General features: G+C 62.0%; 20 protein-coding genes and 1 pseudogene. 10 read left to right on the forward strand and 11 right to left on the reverse strand.

Annotated elements, in window-relative coordinates:
* The 7 genes and pseudogenes from CO676_RS17170 to argE all read right to left on the reverse strand — a co-directional run bounded on the left by CO676_RS17170 (position 1) and on the right by argE (position 5,928).
* Positions 1–1,044 carry a tartrate dehydrogenase gene (locus tag CO676_RS17170; protein ID WP_097521964.1) on the reverse strand — a complete coding sequence of 348 codons (1,044 nt, stop codon included), beginning with the start codon at positions 1,042–1,044 and terminating at the stop codon, positions 1–3.
* 15 nt (positions 1,045–1,059) lie between these two features.
* A complete protein-coding gene (locus tag CO676_RS17175) occupies positions 1,060–2,523 on the reverse strand; it encodes an aldehyde dehydrogenase family protein (RefSeq protein ID WP_097521965.1) in 1,464 nt (487 codons plus the stop codon).
* A gap of 366 nt (positions 2,524–2,889) precedes the next feature.
* Positions 2,890–3,024: pseudogene (locus tag CO676_RS36095) on the reverse strand (LysR family transcriptional regulator); the annotation flags it as partial.
* Positions 3,012–3,230: a hypothetical protein gene (locus CO676_RS36100; protein WP_245424338.1), complete on the reverse strand. Its 219-nt coding sequence runs from the start codon at positions 3,228–3,230 to the stop codon at positions 3,012–3,014. The gene CO676_RS36100 and the pseudogene CO676_RS36095, both read right to left, overlap by 13 nt.
* A gap of 136 nt (positions 3,231–3,366) precedes the next feature.
* Entirely contained in the window at positions 3,367–3,723 is a 357-nt protein-coding gene (locus CO676_RS17190; RefSeq protein WP_097521966.1) for a cupin domain-containing protein, read from the reverse strand.
* A gap of 26 nt (positions 3,724–3,749) precedes the next feature.
* The gene (locus CO676_RS17195; RefSeq protein ID WP_097522058.1) at positions 3,750–4,673 is read right to left on the reverse strand and encodes a glyoxylate/hydroxypyruvate reductase A; all 924 of its coding nucleotides are present in this window, start codon (positions 4,671–4,673) and stop codon (positions 3,750–3,752) included.
* A gap of 127 nt (positions 4,674–4,800) precedes the next feature.
* Positions 4,801–5,928 (reverse strand): acetylornithine deacetylase, encoded by a 1,128-nt coding sequence (gene argE / locus CO676_RS17200; RefSeq protein WP_179875515.1) that lies wholly within the window; start codon positions 5,926–5,928, stop codon positions 4,801–4,803.
* Positions 5,929–6,188: 260 nt separating this feature from the next.
* On the opposite strand from argE, the gene CO676_RS17205 reads away from it, so the two are divergent.
* From CO676_RS17205 to CO676_RS17215, 3 genes are all read left to right on the forward strand, one after another.
* Complete coding sequence (locus CO676_RS17205) at positions 6,189–7,079, forward strand: GNAT family N-acetyltransferase (protein ID WP_097521968.1); 891 nt, start codon at positions 6,189–6,191, stop codon at positions 7,077–7,079.
* A gap of 99 nt (positions 7,080–7,178) precedes the next feature.
* Positions 7,179–7,742 (forward strand): methylated-DNA--[protein]-cysteine S-methyltransferase, encoded by a 564-nt coding sequence (locus CO676_RS17210; RefSeq protein WP_097521969.1) that lies wholly within the window; start codon positions 7,179–7,181, stop codon positions 7,740–7,742.
* Positions 7,743–7,781: 39 nt separating this feature from the next.
* Positions 7,782–9,011, forward strand: a complete 1,230-nt coding sequence (locus CO676_RS17215; protein ID WP_097521970.1) for an adenylate/guanylate cyclase domain-containing protein — start codon at positions 7,782–7,784, stop codon at positions 9,009–9,011.
* Between the two features lie 275 nt (positions 9,012–9,286).
* Here the strand turns inward: CO676_RS17215 and CO676_RS17220 are convergent, their stop codons facing one another.
* Positions 9,287–10,564: a GGDEF domain-containing protein gene (locus CO676_RS17220; protein ID WP_179875526.1), complete on the reverse strand. Its 1,278-nt coding sequence runs from the start codon at positions 10,562–10,564 to the stop codon at positions 9,287–9,289.
* 331 nt (positions 10,565–10,895) lie between these two features.
* Between CO676_RS17220 and CO676_RS17225 the strand changes: the two genes are divergently transcribed.
* The 7 genes from CO676_RS17225 (at position 10,896) to CO676_RS17255 (ending at position 21,997) form a co-directional block, all read left to right on the forward strand.
* Positions 10,896–14,159, forward strand: a complete 3,264-nt coding sequence (locus tag CO676_RS17225) for a PAS domain S-box protein (protein ID WP_097521971.1) — start codon at positions 10,896–10,898, stop codon at positions 14,157–14,159.
* Positions 14,160–14,331: 172 nt separating this feature from the next.
* Positions 14,332–15,021 carry a response regulator transcription factor gene (locus CO676_RS17230; protein WP_097522060.1) on the forward strand — a complete coding sequence of 230 codons (690 nt, stop codon included), beginning with the start codon at positions 14,332–14,334 and terminating at the stop codon, positions 15,019–15,021.
* 178 nt (positions 15,022–15,199) lie between these two features.
* Positions 15,200–16,564 (forward strand): protein-glutamate O-methyltransferase CheR, encoded by a 1,365-nt coding sequence (locus CO676_RS17235; RefSeq protein ID WP_097521972.1) that lies wholly within the window; start codon positions 15,200–15,202, stop codon positions 16,562–16,564.
* The gene (locus CO676_RS17240; RefSeq protein ID WP_097521973.1) at positions 16,561–17,223 is read left to right on the forward strand and encodes a chemotaxis protein CheW; all 663 of its coding nucleotides are present in this window, start codon (positions 16,561–16,563) and stop codon (positions 17,221–17,223) included. The genes CO676_RS17235 and CO676_RS17240 overlap by 4 nt, the downstream gene beginning before the upstream one ends.
* The gene (locus CO676_RS17245; RefSeq protein WP_097521974.1) at positions 17,201–18,826 is read left to right on the forward strand and encodes a methyl-accepting chemotaxis protein; all 1,626 of its coding nucleotides are present in this window, start codon (positions 17,201–17,203) and stop codon (positions 18,824–18,826) included. The genes CO676_RS17240 and CO676_RS17245 overlap by 23 nt, the downstream gene beginning before the upstream one ends.
* Position 18,827: 1 nt before the next feature.
* On the forward strand, positions 18,828–20,951 hold the full coding sequence (locus CO676_RS17250; protein ID WP_097521975.1) for a response regulator: 2,124 nt from the start codon (positions 18,828–18,830) through the stop codon (positions 20,949–20,951).
* Between the two features lie 8 nt (positions 20,952–20,959).
* On the forward strand, positions 20,960–21,997 hold the full coding sequence (locus CO676_RS17255) for a chemotaxis protein CheB (protein ID WP_097521976.1): 1,038 nt from the start codon (positions 20,960–20,962) through the stop codon (positions 21,995–21,997).
* 108 nt (positions 21,998–22,105) lie between these two features.
* On the opposite strand, the gene CO676_RS17260 is transcribed toward CO676_RS17255, so the two are convergent.
* From CO676_RS17260 to CO676_RS17270, 3 genes are read right to left on the reverse strand one after another with little or no spacing between them, the layout of a single operon-like run.
* On the reverse strand, positions 22,106–23,074 hold the full coding sequence (locus CO676_RS17260) for a type II secretion system F family protein (RefSeq protein WP_097521977.1): 969 nt from the start codon (positions 23,072–23,074) through the stop codon (positions 22,106–22,108).
* Between the two features lie 8 nt (positions 23,075–23,082).
* Positions 23,083–24,084 carry a type II secretion system F family protein gene (locus CO676_RS17265; protein WP_097521978.1) on the reverse strand — a complete coding sequence of 334 codons (1,002 nt, stop codon included), beginning with the start codon at positions 24,082–24,084 and terminating at the stop codon, positions 23,083–23,085.
* A gap of 49 nt (positions 24,085–24,133) precedes the next feature.
* On the reverse strand, positions 24,134–25,558 hold the full coding sequence (locus tag CO676_RS17270; RefSeq protein WP_097521979.1) for a CpaF family protein: 1,425 nt from the start codon (positions 25,556–25,558) through the stop codon (positions 24,134–24,136).
* Positions 25,559–25,596 lie beyond the last annotated feature (38 nt).

The raw sequence follows: 25,596 nt of genomic DNA on the forward strand, positions 1-25,596 counted from the left end.
TCAATCGAGCGCGGCTAAAACCGCGGCTGTGATGGTTTCCGTCCTATCTCTGCCGGGCACTATGCCGATCCCGGCAGAGGTGGCGGCGGCGATTGCCGCCATGATCCGCTCCCCCGCGGCCGACTCGCCGAGATGCTCGAGCATCATCGCGGCCGACCAGATGGCCGCGATCGGGTTGGCGACGTCGAGATGGGCGATGTCCGGCGCCGATCCGTGCACCGGTTCGAACATCGAAGGAGCGCTGCGATCGGGATTGATGTTGGCGGAGGCGGCAAAGCCGAGGCCACCCTGAATGGCGGCACCAAGGTCGGTCAGGATGTCGCCGAAGAGATTGGAGGCGACGACGACGTCGAGGCTTTCCGGCGCCATGACCATGCGGGCGGCCATCGCGTCGATGTGGTAGCTGGTAACAGCGACATCCGGATACTCGGCGGCCAGCTGTTCGGTGATTTCGTCCCAGAAGACCATGGAGTATTTCTGCGCGTTCGACTTTGTCACCGAGGCGAGCTTGCCACGGCGGGCGCGGGCCTGTTCGAAACCGAAGCGGAGGATGCGCTCGACGCCGGTTCGGGTGAAGATCGACGTCTCGACGGCGACTTCGTCCGCCGTGCCCTGATGGACGCGGCCGCCGGCACCTGAATATTCACCCTCGGTGTTCTCGCGGATGCAGAGGATGTCGAAGGCACGCGCCTTCAGCGGTCCTTCGACGCCGGGAAGAAGGCGATGCGGACGGATATTGGCATATTGCACGAAGGCCTTGCGGATCGGCAGCAGCAGCCCGTGCAGCGAAACCGAGTCGGGAACCTCGGCCGGCCAGCCGACCGCGCCGAGCAGGATGGCGTCGAAACCGCGCAGCGTGGCGATTCCGTCGGACGGCATCATCGCTCCGGTCTCTTTGTAGTAGGCACAGGACCACGGAAAGGTCGTGGCCTTCAACGCGAAGCTCGACTGTGCGGAGACTTTCTCCAACACCTGCCAGGCGGCCGCCGTCACGTCTTGGCCGATGCCGTCTCCTGGGATCAGCGCGATCGAATAGGTCTCCATGTCCGTCCTTATCACTCAGAGGTTGATCAGCACGCTCTTGCTGCGGCGGTTGGCGAGATAGGCCTCGCGACCCAGATCCTTGCCGATGCCGGAACTCTTGTAACCGCCGGTCGGAAGAATGTGGTCGCGCGAGCGGCCGTAGCGGTTTACCCAGACGGTTCCTGCCTCGAGCCGCCGCGTCATCCGGACGGCGCGTGACAGGTCCCGGGTGAAAACGCCGGCGGCGAGGCCGTAGGTCGGATGGTCTGCGAGCGCCAAAGCCTCCTCCTCGTCGTCGAAGGTCTGCAGCGTCAGCACCGGGCCGAAGATTTCCTCGGTCACGGCCGGAGAGGACTGGTCGACGCCGGCGATCAGCGTCGGCGCATAGAAATAACCCTCCCGGTCGAGACGCTTGCCGCCGATCAGGCACTCGCCGCCAGCGTCGAGCGATGACTGGATAATCGAATCGATCCGGCCGATCTGGCGCTCGGAGATGATCGGCGAATATTGGCTGGTCTCGTCCCAGGTCGGGCCGGGGATTATTGCGCGCATGTGCGCGACCATTGCTTCGGTCAATGCAGCGGCGACTTTACGGTCGACAATTACGCGAGAGCCGGCGACGCAGGCCTGGCCGGCATTGGCGAGAATGTTGCGGGCAATCGCTTGCGCCGCGCGGTCGAGATCCGCATCCGCGAAGACGAGCTGCGGGCTTTTTCCGCCGAGCTCGAGCGTCATCGGCTTGATGCCCGTGCGGGCGACGTTTTGCATGATCGCCGCCCCGGCGGACGTCGAACCGGTGAAGCTCACCTTGCCGATGCCCGGATGACCGGTAATGGCGCTTCCCGTCGTAGGCCCATCGCCGAGCACGACATTGACGAGCCCGGCTGGAAGGCCGGCGCGCACCGCAAGCTCGGCGAGATAGAGCGTCGAGAAAGGCGTCATCTCGGATGGTTTCAGCACGACCGCATTGCCGGCGGCAAGCGCCGGCCCGAGCTTCCAGCCTGCCATCGAGACCGGGAAGTTCCAGGGCGTGATTGCGCCAACGACACCATAGGGCTCGGTCATGATCATGCCGAGATTGTCGTCATCGGTCGGCACCAGATCGCCGCCTTCCTTGTCGGCAAACTCGGCGAAGAAGCGGATCTGCTCTGCGGTGATGGCGATATCGCCCTCAATGAGGTGACCGATGGGGCGGGTGGAGGCGACCGCTTCGAAGCGCGCAAGCGTCTCCGCCTCCGCTTCGATGAGGTCGGCCCAGCGGGAGAGAGCCCGGGTCCGTTCGCGCGGGCGCAGGCCCGACCAGCCGCTCTCCTTGAGCGCCTGTCTCGCGTTCGCGACTGCCCGATCGACCAGGTCTTCGCCCGCCACGGGGCACTCGGCGAAAGCGGCGCCATCGGAAGGGCGGTGCATGGCGAGCCGGCCGGACGCCGGCACGTAGCGGCCGCCGATGAAATGGCCGGAGGGGAGTTCGAACGTATCTGGATTGAAAGTGAGGGTCATCGCTGCTCCTTGCCGTCGGAGCAAGACTAGCGGCTGCTCACCGGCAGTTTCGGTCGACTGTGCCGAGACGGTGATGGAATATCCTGTTTCGGGCGAGCCTTTCAGCGCAATCTTTGGTCGTCCAGAACGGCCCTCAGGCAGGCGAGGAATGGCTGGACGAAGCGGGAAGCGGGACGAGCGTCGTTTGTCGCTGCGACCGCCTGCATCGTGATGCGCGGAAGGAACGGGCGGGCAACCAGTCCCTCGAGATCGCGTCAGGCAACGAGACCGTCGACGAGCGCTATTCCGAGGCTCTTGCGCATCAGCGGCGCGGGCGCCGACGGAGGAAGCGATCTGTACGGCGACATTCCGCTGCCGACCGGCGTCCGCAAGGGCAGAGTCGACTGCCATGCCGATCTCGGCGTGCGAGCCGTAGGAGATGAGGGCTTTGCGGTCGCGGTCGTCGGGCGTGCTCTCGCGTTTCCTCGCGAGCGGTTCGTCGGCGCGCATCACCGCGACCATCGGGACTTCGCAAAGGAATTCGCTGCGCAGGGGGTCGGCGCGGCAAGCCAGATGTGTCCCCGCCCGCGATGGGCGGGCAGGGTGAAGACGTCGCGGAGAAAGGCGAAGACCGACAGGTCAGTCACCACCCGCGCAAACGTGGCGAGGCTTTCGTCCGGCGCGTAGATCGCCACCGGGAAGGAGCTTTCGAGCGCACGCTCGAACAAGACGCGGTCGTGGCCGCAGACTCAATAGGATTCCCCCGCCGGTAGCTGTAAACGAGATCGAGACGGCTCCGGTCGGTGCTGAGCCTATAGCCGTCCCGCTCCATCTCGTAGACCGGGAGATCCCGAAGTGTCACCATCAGCCGACGGTCAAGTAGATCTTGCGGACGGTCTCGATTGTCCGCCAAACACCCTTGAAGCCGGGCTTCATCACGAAGCTGTCGCCGGCGCGATAGGTGACGGGTGCGACGCCGCCCTCTTCAGTCAATTCGACCACGCCTTCGAGGATATGGCAGAACTCGAACGTTCCGCCCTTGATCGAGCGGGTCTCGCCCGGTGTTGCTTCCCAGACTCCGGTGTTGATCATGCCGTCGCGAGCGACGTCCTGGGCCCAGGTCTTGAACGAGGGATTGCCGGAAATCAGCCGCTCGGGCGTCGGGTTCGACCGCTTCGGCTCGAATTGCGGGTCAGTGTCGATGGTCTTCAGAAGAGACATGGTTGTGCTTTCGGGTTGTGATGGATTCAATAACCTCGGTCGCGGTCGACGAGGCCGATAAGGTCGAGGCCGGCCTCATGGCGCCTAATATTGGCGATGACGGTTCTTGCCGCGGTCTCCGGCTGAGTGACGCTGGCGATATGCGGAGTGATGATCACTTTAGGGTGACGCCACAAAGGATGGTCCGCCGGCAGCGGTTCGGGATCGGTGACGTCAAGGACGGCGCCGACAAGCTGGTCGTTGTCCAGTGCAGCGACAAGCGCGTCCGTATCAAGTTGCGGTCCGCGCCCGACATGCACGAGGCCGGCGCCGCTCGGGAGTTTCGAGAAGAGCGAAGCATTGAGAATGCCGCGCGTCTCGACAGTGAGCGGCAAGAGGCAGATCAGGATGTCCTGGGTGGCAAGAAAGTCGGTGAGAGCGGCTTCGCCATGGTGACAGGCGACCCCGGGGATCTCGCGCGGCGACCGGCTCCAGCCCGAGAGCGGAAAGCCGAAGGGACTGAGGCGGTCCAATACCGCCTGACCGAGATTTCCGAGCCCGAGCACACCGACCCGCCGCTCCGATGCCTGCCGGACCGGCCGCATCCGCCATTCGCCGGCGCCCTGCTGGCCGAGATAGCCGGGAAGGTCGCGATGCAGTGCGAGGACAGCGAGCGTCACATATTCCTGCATCATGCGGGTGATGCCGTCCTCGATCATCCGAACGAGCTTGACGTTCTTCGGCAGGCGGTCGAGGGCAAACTGATCGACGCCGGCGCCGATCGAAAACAAAACCTCGAGATTGACGTAGCGCTCGAGGTCCGGTGGCGCGGTCCATGTCAGCAGATAGCGGACCGCGGCGGGATCGACCCCGCCGGCGTCTGCCACGAAGGGAAGGGAGGGAAGCTCGCGGGCGAATTCGGCTCCAAAGATCTTTGCCCGTTCGGCATCGGAATTGAACAGAAAAGCCATAATCTTCCCCATTGGTTTCAAGGCCATCGTCGTCTCGATGCGCCGGTAGAATGCTCCGAAGCGTGCCTGCGCCACGGCATATGGCACTGATTTATCGGCGGCTCCCGCCTTGCCGGATAAGCGGTGGCTAGGCGCGCAGCCTTTGCCCGAGCGCCTCAATCATGTTCCGGCAGGCCGCGAGTTCGCCGATCTCGATATACTCGTCCGGCTTGTGGGCACGCGCGATGTCCCCCGGGCCGCAGATGATCGCGTCGATGCCGGCCGCCTGATAGAGACCCGCTTCCGTCCCGTAGCTGACGGCGGGGAGAGGCTCCTGTCCGGTCAGATCGCGCAACAGAACGGCAAGCGGTGCATCGTCCCTGAGAGACAGCGCCGGATAGGCGCTCAAGACTTCCCAGCGCATCTTGAAGCCCCGTTCGGTCAGACCTTCGAGTTTGGCCTCGATGCCGGCAAGAAGCCGGGCCGGATCGACGCCGGCCACGGCGCGCGCCTCGAGCTCGATCGTGCAGCGGTCGGGGATGATGTTCACCGCCTGTCCACCGGCAATGGTGCCGACCTGCAGCGACGAGTAGGGCGGCTCGAAATTGTTGTCGAACGGGCCCTCGGTCAAAGCTTCGGCCGAACGAACTGCCTCGGCAACGATCTCCGCCATGGCATGGATGGCATTCAGCCCGAGGTCGGGCCGCGAGGAGTGGCCGGCGCGGCCGATGAGCTCGATTCGGGCAGCGGCTTTACCCTTGTGGGCACGAATGGCGCGCAGGCCGCTCGGCTCCCCGACGATGCAGCCCTCCGGCTTGGCACAGAGATCCGGCAGGTGTGAAATGAGGTGCGGAACGCCGCGGCAGCCGGCTTCCTCGTCATAGGAGAAGGCAAGGTGAAGAGGCCGGGAAAGCGGTGAGGAGGCGATTGCTGGCAGCGCGGCGAGAGCGCATGCCAGAAAGCCTTTCATGTCGCTCGTTCCACGGCCATAGAGCCGCTCGCCTTCGCGCCGCTGGATGAACGGGTCGCTCGTCCAGGTCGGCTCGGCGGCGGGCACCACGTCCATATGTCCTGACAGGATGATGCCCGGCCGTTCGGCTGGGCCGATGGTGGCAAAGAGATTCGAGCGATCGCCTTCCGGGCCTGGTAGCACGCTCACCCTGGCTCCGAACTCCATGAGGTAGGCGCGAATCCACTCGACGATCTCGTGGTTCGCCGTTCCGACCACGGAGGGAAAAGATACGAGGCGGGCGAGGATCTCTTCCGATGTTTTCATTTTCACTCACAACATGCCGGCTGCGCGCCTCCCGGCCACCGATGCCGAAGCCGTGGCGCTTTCTCGCATCAGGATAGGGCCGGGGCAGTGAACTGCTTGCCGAATGACCTGAGCCTTCGGTGGAAAGTTCCGAATTGCGACTGATCTGAAGCGTTTTGTGTTGCGCGTAAACGGCTACAACTGAAGCGGGACCTCGCCCTGACGGCCCGAGTTCCCGTATTGCAGATGTCGAGCCGGTGCCTCCGAGGGGCAGGACAAACATGGAAAGAACCAATTCGAAACGGTTGGATTCCTTCGAACTGACCATTGCCGATATTGCCGAAGCAGATCTCGACGCGCTCCATGCCTTGTCCATGTCCGTTGGCTGGCCGCATAGGGCGGAGGATTGGCAGATCGTCCTCGAGCTTGGCAAAGGTATCGTCGCGCGCGATGCGATCGGCCGGGTTCTCGGCTCTGCGATGTGGTTCAACTACGCCCCGGATTTTACCAATATCGGCATGGTCATCACCTCTCCGCGCCTGCAGATGCTCGGTGCCGGACAATGGATGATGAACCACGTGCTGGCACAGACCAGCTCGCGGGCAATTGGCCTCAATGCGACCCGCTTGGCGCGGCGACTCTATGCGTCGCTCGGCTTCGTCGCCGAGCGAACCGTCTATCAATGTAACGGCGAGGCGGTCGCACCGCCGCAGGGTTTACTGCCCCCGGGAGCCAGATTGCGCGCGCTGACGAGCGACGACCTCGATGAGATCGCCGCTCTCGATCGCGCCGCCTACCGTGCCGACCGTTCCCATGTGCTGGCGCGCCTGCTCGAAGTGTCGAAAGGCGTGGCGCTTGTCCGCGGCGAGCGGATCGTTGCCTTTTCGCTATGTCGCCGCTTCGGGCGCGGCCATTTGATCGGTCCGCTCGTCGCCGCCAACGACGATGACGCGATTGCGGTGACGAGACCGCACGTCGTCGATCATGCGGGGACCTTCCTCCGTCTCGACACCCGCCAGAAGAGCGGCGCATTCGCCGAATTTGTCGCGCAGGCGGGGCTTCCGGTCTATGACACGGTGACCAGTATGTCGCTCGGGCGACCCTGGTTGGTTGAAGAAACTGGCGGCGAAACGCCCATTATCTATGCCCTGGTCGCCCAGGCGCTGGGATAGCTGTCGAACACACGCGTAGCTAAACCCCAAGAAACGGGTTGAATTCGCAGCCCGGCCGCACGATTTTCATGGAAACGTGAATCTCCGGAGGCTGCGGCGATGGGCCAGACAGCACACCAGTATCTGATCTTCGAAACTGCGGCCGGCTTCTGCGGCATCGCCTGGACCGAGCGCGGTATCGCACGCTTGCAATTGCCTACGAAAAGTGCTGAGGCGACCGAGCGCCTTCTGCTGCGACGAGTCCCCGGTGCCGAACCACAGGAGCCGCCGCTCGCGGTGGCGGAAGCCGTCGCCGCGGTGAAGCGCTATTTCGAGGGCGAGGAGACGGATTTTTCCGATTTCGAGCTCGATCTCGAAGAGCAAGACGCCTTGTTCAAGCAGATCTACACGGCGACGCGAATGATCCCCTGGGGAGGCACCACGACCTATGGCGTCCTGGCCAAGGTGCTCGGCGCCGGGCCGGAGGCAGCGCGCGATGTTGGCCAGGCAATGGCAAAGAATCCGGTCGCGCTGATCATCCCGTGTCACCGCGTGCTGGCGGCCGGCGGCAAGGTCGGCGGTTTTTCCGCACCGGGCGGCGCCTCGACGAAGCTGCGCATGCTCGAATTGGAAGGCGTTCACCTCGGTCCGGCGGAGCCGGCGCAGCAATCATTAGCATTTTGATCGGTAGCCGAGAGGAAACCCGGCCAAAGGGAGATAGCAATGCAGACCTTACCTGAGGCGCGGTTGGATTCCCCTCGCGAGGGCGGCGGACTATGGCCCGCCCAAAGGCGGAAAGTTCTCGACTGGCTCATCAACGAGACGCGAGAAGAGCGCTTCATCGACAACATCTTCGTGGAGCTGTGCCGGAGATTGTCGGAGGCGGGAGTGCCCGTCGCCCGCGCGACCCTCCATTTCAGGATCCACCATCCGCAGTGGATTGGCGCACGGATCCTGTGGCGGAAAGGACTAGCAGAAGCGGAGATCGATACTTACGAATATGGTGAAGAAGACAGCTCCCGATATCTGAACAGCCCCTTGCGCGAATTCAACAATGGCGCGGACGAGGTGCGCCGGCACCTGGACGACCCGACAGCCGACGGTCCGGATTACCCGCTTTACGATCAGCTGCGAGCTGACGGTCTCACCGACTACATGATCTGGCCGCTCCACCATACGCTGGGCAAGCGCCACGCGATCACTTTTGCAAGCGACAGGCCGGGCGGCTTCGACGCCGACGACATCGCGTTCTTTTCGGATATTATGCCCGCGCTGGCGCTCGTCAGCGAGATCAGGCTGAAGAACCGTCTCGCCCGCACTCTCCTCGAAACCTATGTCGGACCGCATGCGAGCGAACAGATTCTGGCGGGGGCGACGACCCGCGGCAGCGGCGTAACGGTGGGTGCGGCGATACTGATCTGCGATCTGCGCGACTTCACGAAATTGTCGGACCTCTGGCCGCGCGACGACGTCATCGAGCTCCTAAACGAGTATTTCGACGCGATGTCCGAGCCGATCGAGCGGCATGGCGGGGAGATTCTGAAATTCATGGGCGATGGATTGCTGGCGATCTTCCCGCTCACCGACCCTTGCGCCTGCGGCCAACTGCTCGCAGCCATCGACGAAGCGCAGGCCGCGCTTTCCAGGCTCAACGAGGCGAACCTGCTCAAAGGTCACGATCCGCTCGGCTACGGCATCGGCGTCCATGTCGGCGACGTGATGTACGGCAATATCGGCTCGCGCAAGCGCCTCGATTTCACCGTCATCGGCCCGGCCGTCAACATCGCCTCCCGCCTCGAAAGCCTGACCAAGGAACTCAAGCGCCCGGTTCTCCTTTCAAGAGCCTTCGTCGAAAAGGCCGGATGCGCGGCGCAACTGGAGGATCTCGGTTCCTACGCCTTGAGGGGACTGGACGAGCCGATCGAAGTCTTTGCCCTTTCCGGTGTCAAATAGGGCGCGGGTAGCCGCGGCAGCCGCCCCCTCGATCGTCGAGGTGATCTGCGCGCGGCGGAGCGAGCCATCGCTACCTCGTGGCCGTTCCGGCCCTTCGGGGGCATCAGCTCCAGCAGCTATTGTCTCTAGCCGTCAACCAGGGGGAGACGGCTGATGCACATCAAGGACATCTATCAACGCCCGACCGATTCCCTCATCGAGCAGGTCAAGCCCGGTATAAAGTCGCGGATTCGTCACTGAGCGGGAGTCCGTTCGGTTGAGCCTTCCACATTGGGTCACTGACGAATCCGATCTGGATTGTGTAGGACCACTCGATTTCGACCCGCTTGCTTGGCAAGATAAAGTGCCGCATCAGCCTGGTTCTGAAGCTGCTCCGGCGAAACGATCTTCTCATCTGACGACTGAGTCGCCACACCGATGCTGAGGGTGACGTAGGGCGAGATGCGGGACGCCGGGTTCGGAAGAGAGGCGGCTTCGACGCTCCTGCGGATCCGTTCGGCCATGCAGATGGCCTCTCCCTCGTCGACACCCGGAAGAACGATGAGGAACTCTTCACCGCCGTAACGGGCCACATGATCGCGATCTCGTTTCACGCTGCTTTGAATTATGCCGGCAACCTTCACGAGGCAGCGGTCGCCCTCCGCATGCCCGAGATGGTCATTCAGCTTTTTGAACTCGTCGATATCACACATCAGCATGGCGCAGCCGCGGCTATCCATACCGGCGCTCCAGAGATGATTGAGCGTTTCCATCATCCAGCGTCGGTTGGCGATTCCAGTGAGGGGATCGGTTCTCGCGAGGCGCTCCAGCCGAGCATTGGCGTCGGCAAGTTCTGCGACACGGCTGCGGTCTCGCAGCTCAAGAAGAAAACCCTTTTGCGCTAAGATCGTCATGGTGCGTCGCGCAACGACAGTAGCAATGATGCCGCTGGCAAAAAATAACGCCGCAGCTACGGCACTTCCCGTCTCCAAGCTTGGGTTCAGCAACTGAAAGAAAAGGTAGAGACCGAGCGCCATAGCGGCGACCGTTACGGTCCAGGTCAGCGGAATGCTGAAGATGATAATGGCCGTAATGGCCACGAACAGCATGATGTTCAAGTGTCTTTCGTGGAACTCGCCACCCGCGCTCACGCCCACCAGAGCAACCGACAGGAGGATGAAAAACAGGCCGGCGATGATCGAGGCCCTCTGGAGCCCGATCGCTCGCGGTTTTCGCCAGACGAAGGCGGTGGCGAGAGCGGCGGGCGGGAGGATGCAGGCGGGCGCGAGCATCGGCAGGACGATCACCTTTGGAAGCAGGATAGCGTTGAGGCCCAACGTCAGCACATCCAACAAGGCCACCCATGTCATCCAGGCACGAATGACCTTGGCCGTTCGCGGCCAGGAGCGCTCTTGGAATAGGCGGCGAAGCTCACCTTTGAGGCGGATATCACGCGTGCGACCCGCGAGAAGGCGCGCAACTTCAGCCATGATGGAGGGATCCTGTGACTGAAGCTGCATCGGTGTGGATGGGCCAACCCCATTCGCTGAGACTGCGCTCTCCTCAATGTCCATGCCTACCCATGTAGCGGAGCATTCCCGACAAGCAAGTATACCGGCACCAAGTGGCGGAGCCATTGAGTCGACCCGATGCAATGAGACTGGATCGACTTATAGTCGCCATGGGAGAGAAATAGCCGCGTGAGATAATCGCACCTCTTCCGGCCCGCCCGTCGAATACCCCGGGTCATCGCGAACCGCCCAGACCGAATACATAATTCGTTAACTATAACGACAGCCTTCTGGGAACCACTTGCGATCGAGAATAGTTAACGAAGGTTGCACAACCATGCGGGGACTCCACCACAGCGGGATGGCCTGTCGCAATCAGTAAAGAGTCGGTCACATGAACGCTCCGCTTCCAGAACGTTCATCCAAGAAGTCTCATGACTTCTTCCAGTGTCTGATGGACGGCATCACCGAACCGGTGATCGTCAAGGACGATCGTCTGCGGTTTGTTTTCGTGAACAGCGCGGGGTGCGAGCTCCTCGGCCGACGCTGCGATGAGCTTCTCGGGCGCACGGATCACGACTTTCTGCCCACGGCGGAGGCCGACAGGGTCGTCTCAATTGACCGCGCCGTGCTTTCGACAGGCGAGGAGCACCGTGTCGAAGAGCAGACCACCACCGCGGACGGCGCCACGCGGACGCTCCTGATCAAGAAGCGCTGCATGTGCATACCGGCCGGGCGGAGCGAGGGTAAGTTCCTGCTCGCGGTGATTGAAGACATTACGGTACTGCGCAGGGCCGAAGAAACGCTTCGGGCCAGGGAAGAACATTACCGGGCGCTCATCGACCTTCATCCGCAAGTTCCCTGGACCGCAGACCCGACGGGAGCGATATTGGACGTCGGCCCGCGTTGGTCCGAGTTCACCGGATTGAGCGAAGAAGAAACACTCGGAAGTGGTTGGGCAAAAGCCGTGCACCCGAAAGACGCCGCTATGGTCCGCCAGCAATGGCAACGCTCTCTCCTGGGTGGCGATCCGCTTAATATCGAATATCGCCTCTTGACCGCAACCGGTCATTACCGCTGGTTCCGCGCTCGGGCAATTGCCAAGCGCGATATCGCTGGAGAAATCGTGCGTTGGTACGGTGTCTTGGAGGATGTCGATGAAAGGCGCCGCGCTACCGAAGCGTTGCGTGAAAGCAAAGCGCGCTTCCGGGCAATAGCCGATGACGCACCGGTGATGATCTGGGTAGCCGATCCATCGGGCGACACGAGCTTTTTCAGCCGTTTGTGGCTGGAGACTACGGGACAATCGGAAGCCGAGGCACTCGGTTTCGGTTGGGTGGATGTAATCCACCCCGATGACCGGGAGAAAGTGCAGGAAGCGTTTTTCAGCGCGACGGCGGGCAAGGCACCCGTGCGAAGCGAATACCGACTGCGGCGGGCCGATGGAAGCTGGGCGTGGGTGATAGATGTCGGTCAGCCCCGCTTTTCCGACGACGGAGCGTTCCTGGGATATGTCGGCTCGGTTCTCGACATCACCGAACGCCGTGCCGCCGAGCTCGCTCAACAGGAATCGCAAGCCTTTATCAGAAGCATCTTCGACAGCAGCCCCGACTGTGTACGCGTACTCGATCTCGAAGGGCGACCGTTGCTCATGAACAAGGCTGGCCGGCGTATCTTCGGCCTGGCGGAAGGGGCGCCGCTCACAAAAACCACATGGGACGCTATCGGCAAGGACGCCGATGCACAAAAGGTTCTAGAGGGCTGGGCAAAGGTCAGAGCCGGCGAGACTGCTCGATTCGAGATTACTGTACGGGATGCCAAAGACGAAGAAAGATGCATGGACGTGATTGCGGCTCCCATCAGCGGGCGCGAAGGAAACACGGTCAGAATGCTTTCGATCTGGCGCGACATCACCGATGCGAAGCGCGCCAACGAGGAAATCAGCCGCGCGCAAAGGACGGCCGAAGCGGCGGCTGATCAGCTTTCCTCGGTACTCGAGAGTACCATGGACAGCGTCATGCTCCTCGATCCCCGATGGCGCATCCGCTATTTGAACGAGAACGCGAAGAGGCTCCTGCGGATCGGGGACGAGTCCTTGGGAAAAGTCTTCTGGAAACTGTTTCCACAGGAAGGAAGGGGGAACTTTGCCAAACGCTGCCAGGAGGTCATGAACCGCCGTGTCCGTTCCTTCTTCGAGGATTACTTGCCGTCTCTCGACCGCTGGATCGAAGCAAATGCCTCTCCCACGCAAGAAGGCATTTCCATTTTCTGCCGAGACATAACGGAGCATCGCCAGGCAGAGGAGGACAAGTTACTCGCACAGAAGCAGATGGCCCACTTGGCAAGGCACGATATGCTGACCGGATTGGCAAACAGGATGTTCTTCCGGGAATGCTTCGATCGGGCACTCAGTGAGAAAGGTGCCGCCGGCCGCATGGCTGTGCTGTGCCTCGATCTCGACGGGTTCAAGGCGATCAACGATACGCTTGGGCATCCCGCCGGCGACGCCTTGTTGCGCCAGGTTTCTGCGCGGCTCGTCCAGTCTGCAAGACCCACCGACGTCGTGGCACGCCTCGGAGGTGATGAATTTGCCATCATACATTCACTGGAAGGGACTTACGACGACGCCGTTCGTCTCGCTCAGCGGATTATCGACACGCTTTGCGAGCCGTTCACAGTAGAGGGCGTCAGTGCCACAATCGGAGCGAGCGTCGGCATTGCTTTTGCGCCGGACGACGGGACTTCCGCGGATGAATTAATCAAGGCCGCGGACATCGCCCTCTACAATGCCAAGTCCAGCGGGCGCGGCACTTACAAGCGCTTCGATGTAGCCATGCATGCGCAGTTGCAGGCGCACCAGCAGGTAAAGATTGCGCTCAGAGGCGCGCTGGAAAGGAACGAATTCGAGCTGCATTATCAGCCGCTGATAAGCTTGAGATCGCGCCGCGTAACAGGATGCGAAGCGCTCTTGCGGTGGCGCAATCCCGAAAGAGGGATGGTTGCGCCCTCGGAGTTCATCCCCATTGCTGAAGAAACCGGGCTGATCGTACCGATCGGCGAGTGGATTCTCGATCAGGCCTGTCGCCAGGCCGCACAATGGCCGGAGCATGTCAGCATTGCCATCAACCTCTCTCCGGTCCAGTTCAAGCACCGTACCCTCGTCAAGGCAGTGGCCGATGCCCTCTCGGCTTCTCGCCTCACCCCCGCGCGCTTGCAATTGGAGATCACGGAATCGGTCCTGCTGGACGAGAGCGAACACAATATTCAACTGCTCCAGGAGCTGCGCGGCCTCGGTGTGAAAATAGCGATGGACGACTTCGGGACGGGCTATTCGTCGCTCGGTTACCTGAGAAGTTTCCCTTTCGACAAAATCAAGGTGGATCAAGCCTTCGTCCGCGATCTTCCGCACGGCAAAGAGTCGCTCGCGATCGTCAAAGCCGTCGCGGGTCTTGGTCACAGCCTGGGCATGACGACGACGATCGAGGGGGTTGAGACGGAGGATCAGTTGGCCGCCGTGAACGCGGAGGGATTTCATGAGGTTCAGGGTTACATATTCTCGCGTCCCGTGCCTCCATCGGAAATCTCCAAATTGATCGACTGCCCTCTCGAAACCGGCGATGCACCATGTGTTTACCTTGCGAACGGCCCCCAGAGCTAGCTGCAGCATTTAGCCCTACACGTCTCCAGGCGTGTGTGGCACAATCTTGATACTACCGCGCATTGATTGGTAATGACGGGAACGCATTCGCTGAGACGATCGTTAGTTGCAGACCGGTCTGCGAGCCGAATTGATGGCCCGCAAGCGCCAGACAACCGGCGAGGAAAGCGTAATGAATACCTCACGCGTCGCACTGATAGCCGATGATGATGAATTCTTCCGGATCGCGCTTGGCTTCATCTTGAAGAGCAAATTGCGGTTCACCGAGATTCTCGAAAGCGGGTCGCTCGATGAAGCTATTGAAAGGCTCAGCGAGCGCGAGGACATTTCGCTCGCCTTGTTTGATTTGGCGATGCCGGGCATGCAAAGTGCTGCCAGCCTTGCCGCCGTGCGTGACATCCACCCGGATCTAAAGGTCGTCGTCGTCTCGGCATCGTCGCGCCGGACGGACATTCTGTCTGCCCTCACTGCGGGCATAAATGGCTATGTGCCAAAGGGCCTCGGCGCGAGCGAACTGGCCGAAGCAATTGGCTCGATCCTCAACGGCGCTGTTTACGTACCCCCGTCCATAGCGGGTCGGCCTTCCTCTTCCGAGGAAGCAGAGGTCTCTCAGGTCATCCGGGGAACCCAGGACGAACGGGGCCATCGCACAATCGAATTCCTCACGCCGAGGCAGCGCGAGGTCCTCCTGCTCCTTGTACAGGGGTTCTCGAACAAGGAAATCGCCCGCAAGCTGAAACTTGGCGAGGGTACGGTGAAGATCCACATGGCAGCACTCTTCCGCAGTCTGCGGGTAAGGAACCGCCAGGAGGCCGCTGCCGCAGGAGCGCGCCTGTTACCCATGACCGAGAGCCAGCAGTAGGCCGGTCGGATAGGCCGCCTTCTAAGCCATCCGGCCGAATAGCCCAAATGCATGCGAGGACGTACTGACGACGGCAGAGCCACGAATTTAGGAAGAACATGCGCCAGCCTGTTTCGACACCCAGCTTACCCGGACGCCCCCTTCGCGCCTGCGCGGCGAAAGAGGCAGGAGGCGTTCGGTGACAGGACACGCGCTTCCGTCCAAGCTCGCTGTCGAGGTCGCCTGCAGGGTCGGCCTCAGCCTTCCGGCATCGCGAAAAGGCGCCGTTGCCTCGGCGATCGGCCGGGTCATGGCGCGGCGCGGCATCGACGACAGCAGCCTATTTCTTAACCGGCTGGGGCTGGACCAGGACCTGACCGACGATGTCATCGCAGCGATCACGGTCGGAGAAACGCATTTTTTTCGGGATCCCGATCAATTCCAGCTGATATGGCAAGCAATCCTTCCGGAACTAAGGCGACGGCGGCCCGACGGTTCTCTCGTGCGAATCTGGAGCGTCGGCTGTGCAACGGGTGAGGAACCCTACTCCCTCGCCATTCTCTGCGACGAGGAAGGTCTCCTGCAAGACGTTCGGATAAGTGCAGCCGACGTCTCCAGAAGGGCGCTCGCCACGGCTAAGGCCGCAGAGTATGGCGAATGGTCGTTGAGGAATACGGATCGCAAGCTGAAGGACCGATACTTCACCTCAAGTGAGGGACGGTTTCGACTGAACGAACGATTGCGCCGGCAGGTCGACTTCGCTCACCTGAACCTTGGCGCAGTCGAACTACCGGCGCCGGAAAGGGGATTGGCTGACTTCGACTTGATCCTTTGCCGCAACGTGCTCGTCTATCTCGATACGAGTACGGTGCGGCGGATTGCGCGTCAGCTATTGGCCTGCCTTGCCGATGGCGGCTGGCTGTTGACGGCGCCGACCGATCCGCCCTTGTGGAAGTACGCTCCGTTCGAAACTTCCATCACGCCGGCGGGCGTTGTCTACCGGCGCATGATAGCTCATGGAGACATTCCCGGGGGCTCTATCTCAGGCGTCGCCCCCATTCCATGCCAATCCAATAGACCTGTCTCGCACTTGCCGGTCCCCCGAGCTAGCGTCACGGATGAGCGAAAAACGCCCGACGACAAAGCCCTCGAGGCTATTGCCCGGAAAATCCGCTCGCGTTACGACATGGGTGAGACCCGGAAAGCTCAGCGCCTCGCTGCGCAAGCCGTTCAAAGTCATCCGCTCGCAGCGGAACTGCATTTCCTCCAGGGGCTCTCCCAGATGGCCGATGGGCAGACCGACGCGGCTGCGGCGGCGCTGCGACGGGTAGTCTATCTGGACGGCAATCTGGCGGCCGCGCAGTTCCTCCTCGGTGTCTGTCTTACGCACAGCGACCCGCAAGCGTCCCAGCGGGCCTTCGAAAACGTGCTGCATTTTTGCCTCTCTCGCCCGGCGCGCGAACGCGTCGCCCTGATGTCAGAGGTGACGGCTGGAGATCTGGCGGAGCGCGCACGGCGCGAGATCGGCAAAGTCCGGCGAGGGTGGGGGAGCGAACGCCTATGACGACACCTTCCCGCCCCGCCTCCCGGCCGGTTGACTGGTCCGCCGTCAGAAGACGGATGGAGGCAGCGATAGAACAGACCGAAGTGCTTTTGGAAGCGGCACAGCCAGATGCGGCGGTGCGATACGAGCAATCACCGCGATCGGCCAGCGATGCGATCGCAGGAGGAGAACAAGCGGTCGGTCTTGTGACCTTCACGCTCTCGGATCGTCAGTTTGCCTTGGAGATCCTCTATATTTGCGAAATCGTTTCGAAGCCACGCGTCAGTCCGCTGCCCGGAATGCCCTCGCACGCCTGTGGCGTTTATGATTTGCGCGGGCAGTTGTTACCCGTCTTCGACCTGTGCGGACTATTCGATCTCCCGCGACCGGCCGCAACCGCCAACGAATGGGCGATTGTATGCGGGCAAGCGCATCCCGAATTCTTGATCCTGTCGACGGCCGCCCCGGAAATAGTGACGCTCCGCCTGGAGAAAATCCGTGCGGCGGAGCCCGGCACGGGCGACAAAGCTTTGCATTGTGCAACGACGGAAACCGGGACTGCCATTCTGGACGGCCACGTTCTTTTAAACGATCGCCAATTCTTTCTTGAGGACGAACAGATCATCGCCAGCGGCGAGACGGAAAGGACCAAAATCCATGAGTCCCCGACTAACGAATAGTCTCTATGGCGCGTTGGGCTTGGCCATGCTGCTGTTCGTGGCCGCTTCGGCGCTGCTCGTCGGGTCGAGCTTTATTGCCCTGCAGCAGGTGCGAGCCGATCTTGCGGCGACATCGTCGCTTGGGACGCAACGCCTTGCCTACCAGCTGATCTACGTCGCCGGACGCTTGGAAAGAGCGGAAGGCCCAGCCCGGATCGCTGCTGCCGATGAGCTTCGCGGCCTGATGGACCGCAACGAGCGGCTGCTTGCGAGTCTGGTCAATGGCGACGAAAGGTTCGGGCTGGAGGCAACGACGGATCCTGCTGCCCTCACGCAGCTTGAACAAGCCCGCCAACAATGGCGGGAACAGGTGAGGCCCGCTCTGGAGAGCGCTATTGCCAGCGCGCCGCTCGGTCCCGAGGCACTGGATGAACTCGACCCAAGGATCAGAGACTTTGCGGCACGCGTGGACGAATTGATCAACCGAATCGAACAGGCAGGAGGGGCCCGGCTCCAGCGCTCTCAATTGCTGCAACTGGGCTTTACGGTTCTCGCCGTTCTGATGCTGCTCCACGTGTTGCGGGTCGCGCGCCGCCTCGTCGCCCGCACGCGCAAGCTCGCCGGCGTGGCGGAAATGGTTAGCGCCGGTGACCTGACGCAGAAAGCCTCCGTAGAAGGCAGCGACGAACTCGCGGTCCTCGGGTTTTCCTTCAATGCAATGACGGCAAGGCTTGCCGGCATGATCGACAATGAACGGAGCAGCAGGGAGAGGCTCGAAGAGCTGCTCGCCACGATATCGGAGACGGCTCAACATCTTTCGTCATCCGCCGCCGAAATCCTCGCAGGAACCACCCAACAGGTCGAAGGCATGCGTGAGCAATCGTCGGCGGTCGCCCAGACGGTGACGAGCGTCGATGAGGTGCTCCAGACGTCGGAACAGGCGGCGCAGCGCGCGCAGCAGGTTGCTGCGTCGTACGACAAGGCCGTCAAGATCAGCAATGACGGCCGCAAAGCACTGGAAGATACCGTGCACGTGATGAACGCGGTGAGCGCCCGCACCGAAGGGATTGCCGGAGACATTCTTTCATTGGCGGAAAATAGCCTGGAAATTGGTGAGATCGTCACGGTCGTCGCCGAGATCGCAGACCAGACGAACCTGTTGGCGCTGAATGCGGCCATCGAGGCATCGCGTGCAGGCGAGCACGGCAGGGGCTTCAGTGTCGTTGCCAGTGAGATCAGAACACTTGCTGACCAGTCGAAGTCCGCAACGACCCGAGTCCGTCGAATTCTGATGGAGATTCAGAAAGCGACAAATGCGGCGGTCATCGGCGCTGAGGATGGCACGAAGAGTGTCAGCCGCGCCCTGGAGACGGTGAACGAAGCGGGCGAAACGATCCGGCAACTCGAGGCGATCGTTGCCGATTCCGCGCGGTCGGTGACCCAGATCGCCGCTTCGGCGGGCCAGCAAAGAGCGGGCATGAAGCAGATTCACGACGCGATGCATTACATCGAGCAAGCGAGCAGCCAGAATCTCTCAGCGATCCGGCAAGCGGAGGAGGCCGCGAAAGATCTCAACGAACTGGGCTCCAGGCTGAAGGAAATGCTCGCTGACCATGGCAACTGACATGACCAAACCCGACGAATTCGATCGTGAATTGCTGCAGATGTTCACTCAGGAGGTGAGGGAGCGTGCATCCGACATGGAGCAGGGATTGCTCGCCATCGAGGACACCGGCGAGGCCGTCGAGAAAATCCGTCTGCAGGAACAGCTTCTAAGGACGGCGCACAGCCTCAAGGGCGCCGCCGGTCTGTTTCAAGTACGCGGCGTGGAGGCGATTTGTCACTGGATGGAAGAGATACTCTCGCTGACGGTGAATGAGCGGCTTGCGCTCCAAAAACCCCAGCTGGATCTTCTTCTGTCAGCCGCAGACGCAATCCAGGATGCGGCCCGCCTCTTGGAAATCGGCGAGATGCCTTCGCCGGCGCACGGCGAGAGCGTTGTCGATGCGTTAAAGGCTGCTGTGGCGGAAAGGGCGGATCACGGCAGCGGCAAACGGAAGCTGCGTCCACCTCAGACGAGACAGGTACCCGTTCGCATCAGCGATACCGACGGCTCCATGCGCGTCTCCGCCGATCGTTTGGATACGCTTCTCTACAGGAGTGGCGAATTGCTGTCCTTTAACGCGATGATGCCGCGCCATGCAGAGGAGGTGTCATTGCTCCGGGAGCAGGCCAGAGAGCTACGGCGGGTAAGCCCTGAGATTGCCGTACAGGCGGCAGGTATCGAAAGTGGACTGCGCCAGCTTGCGACATCGCTGCGAGGGGACATGAGACTGATGCACAGTGCCGCGACAGCACTTGATCACGAGGTACGGCACGCACGCACACAACCCTTTGCGGAGGCCTGCAAGGGGCTCGATCGCGTCGTGCGGGACATGGCGGCGGCATCGGGGAAATTGGCAGAACTTGAAATCAAGGGCGGAGAGATCGAGATCGATCGGTCCATTCTTTCGAGCCTGCAGGATTCGCTTCGCCATCTTGTGCGCAACGCAGTCGCGCATGGCATTCAGTCGCCCGAAGAACGCCGAAAGGCGGGAAAACCGGAGAGGGGAAGGGTCCTCATTGCAGCCGCCATCTCCGGAGACCGGATGCGGGTGCGTGTCGAGGATGACGGCCGCGGCCTGGATGTAGCCCGGCTCAGCAAGGCAGGGGCCGAACATCAGAAAGAGGTGAAAGACGAAGCCGAGCTCCTACGGCGTGTTTTCGAGCCTGGCCTATCGACGTCGGCGACGGTCACCAGCCTGTCAGGGCGCGGAATAGGCCTCGACATCGTCAAACGCAATATCGAAACGCTGCGTGGCACGGCGGAAGTTTCGCAAGTACCGACGGGAGGCGCCGCCTTCACCCTTACACTCCCCCTGACGCTGGCGACGGTGCGTGCACTGGAGGTCATCGCCGGGGAGCATGTGTTCACGATCGACACGGCGTCGATCCAGCGGGTGATACGCATTCATGCACAAGACTTCGCAATCTCTAAGGACAGGGGCATCGTCAACACCCCGACCGACCCGATACCCCTCCTGGATCTTGCCAATTGGCTCGGACTGCGACCGGGCCGCGGCGATACCGCGCAGGCGGTGCCGGCGGTCGTGGTCGACGCTCCGGGCGGGCCGGTGGCGGTGCTCGTCGATGCTGTTGCCGGTGAGCAGGAACTCCTCGCACGCCCGCTCGGTCCGCGTCTTGCGAAAGTTCGTCGCTATAGCGCTGGCATGGTACTGGCCAACGGGCGCATTGCCCTCCTCCTGAACGTTGCAGCGCTCGCCGAGGCCGCCGCCGAGGCGCGATCACCGGACGGCACAGCCGTGCCCGAGCCAGTTTCGGCCGCGCGTCGCAAGGTGCTCGTCGTGGATGATTCCAAATATGTACGAACGTTGGTGAGGCTCATCCTCGAGGGGGCAGGGTACGATGTCGCGATAGCAAGCAATGGCAAGGAGGCCTTGGAGCAGCTTCTTGAAGACGGTGCCGATATGGTCGTCGCGGATGTCGACATGCCGTCCATGAACGGCTTCGAACTCACCGAGGCCATTCGTCGATCGGAGCGTTTTACCGACACGCCGGTCGTCCTCGTCACCGGCCGGGAAACGCTTGAAGACAAGGTTCGAGGGCTGCGTGCTGGCGCAAATGCTTATCTGAGGAAGGATCAGTTCGATGCGCAGCACTTCCTGGAGACGATGCGCCGGGTCGTGTGAGGATGGGGATGACAAGTATTCTTCTTGCGACATCGACGCACGACCTTGAAGAACGCGTCAGAAGGGCGACTGAGGCGGACGCCGCCGTAGAGCTCGTGGGCGTCGCAAGAAGCGGCAAGGACGCGGTGAGGATGACCGGTAAACTCTTGCCGGACATCGTCGCCGTGGAACTCCGTGACGACGACACAGCCGAAACAGTCAGGGAGATCATGATCACCGCACCGACGCCAGTGGTCATGGTGGCCTACCAGGATGGTTCGCAGCTGGGAGCCATGTCCGCGCGCGCGCTCGACTCAGGCGCGCTCGCGGTCATCCCGGCGCCGGCCGGGTCCGGCCCGTCTCTCGAAAATGCGACCATTGAAAAGTTCCTGTCGACGATCAAGGCCATGGCGCAGGTCAAGGTCGTTCGCCAGTGGCGTAAGAAAACGCGCGGCGATTACCAGGTCAAAGAGGCACCGCTGCCTGCGGCCCAGATCGCGATCGTGGGCATCGCTGCCTCCACAGGAGGACCGTCCGCGATTCGTTCGATATTGAAGGATCTGTCCGCCAATTTTCCTGCACCTATCCTCATCGTGCAGCACATGTCGAACGGCTTCATCGAAGGCGTTGCCGCATCCCTCGATGCGACGATTGCGCTCAAGGTAAAAGTCGGTGCGAATGGCGAACGCTTAAGGCCCGGCACTGTGTATCTCGCCCCTGATGGCCATCAGCTCGGCGTCTCGGGCAGGTCGCGCCTGCGTGTCGTGGACGATGATGCCATACAGGGCTTTAAGCCGTCCGGATCCTATCTATTCGGCTCGATTGCCCGCGCTTTCAAGGACGAGTCTCTTGCCGTCATCCTGACGGGGATGGGCGACGACGGCACCCAGGGCCTTCGGGCGCTGCACGTGGCGGGCGGGAAGGTGATCGCGCAGAATGAAGAAAGCTCCGTCGTCTTCGGAATGCCGAAATCGGCGATCGCCGCCGGTCTCGTCGATTTCGTCCTGCCGCTGGACGATATCGCCGGGAAGATCACCGCGCTGGCGAGCCGAACACGCGAACCTTGAAAGGGAGGTGCGGCGCTCCGCCTCGAACTTGACGCACAGCGCCGCAATCGCCCCACCCCAACTCTCGGCGCCTGGGCGCCATCGTGAAAACCCGCTCTCGATCCCGCCCTACAGACCCGTGATTTGAATGGCCGCCGGCGTGATGATCACCGCAAAGAGAACCGGCAGGAAGAACACGATCATGGGCACCGTCAGCTTCGGGGGAAGTCCGGCCGCTTTCTTCTCCGCCTCGCTCATACGCATGTCGCGGTTTTCCTGCGCCATTACCCGCAGCGCCTGGCCAAGGGGCGTCCCATATTTCTCCGCCTGGATCAGGCTGGTCACGACGGCGCGGACGCCCTCCACCCCGGTCCTCCGCCCCAGGTTCTCGAAGGCCTGCCGCCGGTCCTGCAGATAGGAAAGCTCGGCCGTCGTCAGCAGGATCTCCTCGGCCACCTCGGGCGACTGCGCGCCTATCTCCTCGCCCACTTTCCGAAAGGCGCTTTCGATGCCCATGCCGGATTCGACGGTGATCAACAGGAGGTCCAGCGCCTCCGGCCAGGATCGGCGGATTACCTGCTGGCGCTTGGTGATCCTATTCTGGATGAATATCGCCGGAGCGAAATATCCGAGCGAACCGATGGCGCCGGCCATCGCAATGACCGCAATCAGCGGCGCCTCGGGCTGAAGGACGAGCAGCAAATAAATGAGACAAGCGGCAAAGAGCACAAGTGGAGCTATCAACCTGAAGGCAAGAAAGGTCGTCACGGGAGCACGGCCGCGATAGCCGGCCATGCTCAGCCTGCGGAAGATTTCGCCATCCTCCGCCTGCTTGGCAAGGTTGAAGCGGTCGACAATCGCCTGGAAGAACCGTCTGGGCTCTACACGCAGGGAGACTTTGCTCTTTTCGGCATTCAGCCGAGTACGCTCGCGCTGCCTGATGCGCTCCCGCTCGCTCTCCACCTTGCGCATCCGCTCCGCGAGCGTATCGCGGAAAATATAGGGCCAGGACACCGCCACGACGGCGGAAAAGGCGGCAAGGCCAGCCAACATCGCGGAAAGCTGGTCGGGATCGGGGATGTGGGTGCCAAGATTCATGTCGTGTCTCAGAAATCGAAGTTGATCATTTTGCGCATCAGGAAAGTGCCTATGCTCATCCACAGGCCACAGCCTACAAGCACCATCTTTCCGGCGAGAGTCGTGAACAGGAGCGACATGTAGTCGGGACTGGTCAGATACACGGCGCCGGCGACGAAGAACGGCAACGCGCCGATGATACCGGCGGAGGACTTCGCCTCCGCGCTCATGGCCTTGATCTTCGCCTTCATCTTCTTGCGCTCGCGTAGCACCTTGGAAAGGTTTCCAAGCGCCTCCGACAGGCTGCCACCGGTGCGGCTTTGAATTGTGATGACGATCGCGAAGAATCTGGCCTCGGGCAGGGGTATGCGATCGCACAGGCGCTCGACGGCTTCGTCGACCGGCAGCCCCAGCGTCTGGTCCTGCGCGATGGTGAGGAATTCGCCCTTGACCGGCTCCTGCGCTTCCGCGGCAATCACCCTTAGGCAATCGGTCATCGGCAGCCCTGCCTTGAGCCCGCGCACGATGACATCGACCGCGTTCGGAAACTCGGCAGTGAACCTCTTGAGCCGCATGTTGCGCTTCGTGTTCACATAGAGGTGCGGCAGGAACAGACCGCCCGCAATGGCAAAACCAAGCGTCGCGAAGGCTGCGAGCCCCAGGAGCGCTACCAGAACATAGGTGGCAAGGCCCGTGCCGGCGCAAGCGACCCAATAGGTTCGGGTCGACCAGTCAAGACCGGCCTGCCGCAGTCTGACGTCAAGCTTCGGCTTGCCGCCCTTGCGCCCATGCGCCTTCTGCTGCTCGTCTATATCTCGCAGCGTCTTTTCCACCGAGCGCCGACGATCGCGGCGCTCCTCGTCGGCCGTTTCTGTCGCTTTGATTTCCGTGCCGCCGGCGACGCGCTCAAATCTTTGTCGATAGGCGCTGGCCTTAGCGGCCCGCGGATAAAATGCGGCGAGCATCAGGCCGCCGACGGAGGTCGAGGCCAGAAAGAAGATGAGTACGGGAAACAGCGAAGCACTCAGCATGTTCGTATCAGCCTTTGTTCAGATGCTCGGGGCGTCGGTGAAACGCCCGTCAGGCGGCCGCCTTGGTCTCGGCGGCGTCGAGCGCTGCGGCCAGGCGCGCTTCTTCGCCATAGTAGCGGGCGCGATCCCAGAAGGCCGGCCGGCCAATGCCGGTGGAGCGGTGCCGACCGATGATGTTGCCCTTCCCATCCTCACCGAGGATGTCGTAGACGAAGAGATCCTGCGTCGTGACCACGTCGCCCTCCATGCCGAGCACTTCGGTGATGTGCGTGATGCGGCGGGAGCCGTCGCGCAGGCGCGCCGCCTGGACGATCACGTCCACCGATGAAACCAGCATTTCCCGGATTGCCTTGCCCGGCAGCGAATGCCCACCCATGGTGATCATCGCCTCGACGCGCGAGATCGCCTCGCGCGGAGAGTTGGCGTGAAGCGTTCCCATCGAGCCGTCATGGCCGGTGTTCATTGCCTGCAAGAGGTCGAAGGCCTCCGGCCCGCGCACTTCGCCGACGATGATCCGCTCCGGCCGCATGCGCAGGCAGTTCTTGACGAGACTGCGCATAGTGATCTCACCCTGTCCTTCGATATTCGGCGGGCGGGTTTCGAGCCGCACCACATGCGGTTGCTGCAACTGCAGCTCGGCCGCATCCTCGCAGGTGATGATGCGTTCGCCGTCGTCGATATATCCGGTAAGGCAATTCAAGAGCGTCGTCTTGCCGGAGCCCGTCCCGCCCGAAATCAGCACGTTGCAGCGGACGCGGCCGACGATCTTGAGGATCTCGGCGCCCTCGGGCGAGATCGACCCGAACCGCACCAGCTGGTCGAGGTTCAGCTTCTCCTTCTTGAACTTGCGGATCGTCAGGCTCGGTCCGTCGATCGCGAGCGGCGGCGCGATGACGTTGACGCGCGAACCATCGGCGAGACGTGCGTCGCAGATCGGGCTTGATTCATCGACGCGCCGACCGACCTGGCTGACTATGCGCTGGCAGATGTTGAGGAGCTGCTCGTTGTCGCGGAAACGGACACCCGTCTGCTGCACCCGTCCGCCGACCTCGATGAACACCTGATCGGCGCCATTCACCATGATGTCGGCGATGTCATCGCGTGCGAGCAGCGGTTCAAGCGGGCCATAGCCCAGAATGTCGTTGCAGATGTCGCGCAGCAGCTCGTTCTGCTCGGCCATGGAAATGCCGGTCTTCTTTGCCGCGACGATGTCGTTGACGATAGCGCCGATTTCCGTGCGGGCCTGATCGCCGTCCATGCTCGACAGCGCCGCCACGTCGATCGTGGCGATGAGCGCGCTGAAGATTTCCTTCTTCAGGCTGTAATATTGGTTGGCCTTTTCTGCTTTGGCGGCGGCCGGGACTTCGGCAGGCTTCGGCACTTCGCGCGGCATGGCGGAGTGCATTTCGCGCACCACCTGCTGACTTTCCGTTTCCGTAACTTTTTGATCCTGGATGGATTTTCTGCCGAACATCGTTGTCGCTTCACTTGTCGTTGAGGTGTGTCTGCTCG

The sequence above is a fragment of the Sinorhizobium sp. BJ1 genome (assembly GCF_002531555.1).
Taxonomy (GTDB): domain Bacteria; phylum Pseudomonadota; class Alphaproteobacteria; order Rhizobiales; family Rhizobiaceae; genus Sinorhizobium; species Sinorhizobium fredii_B.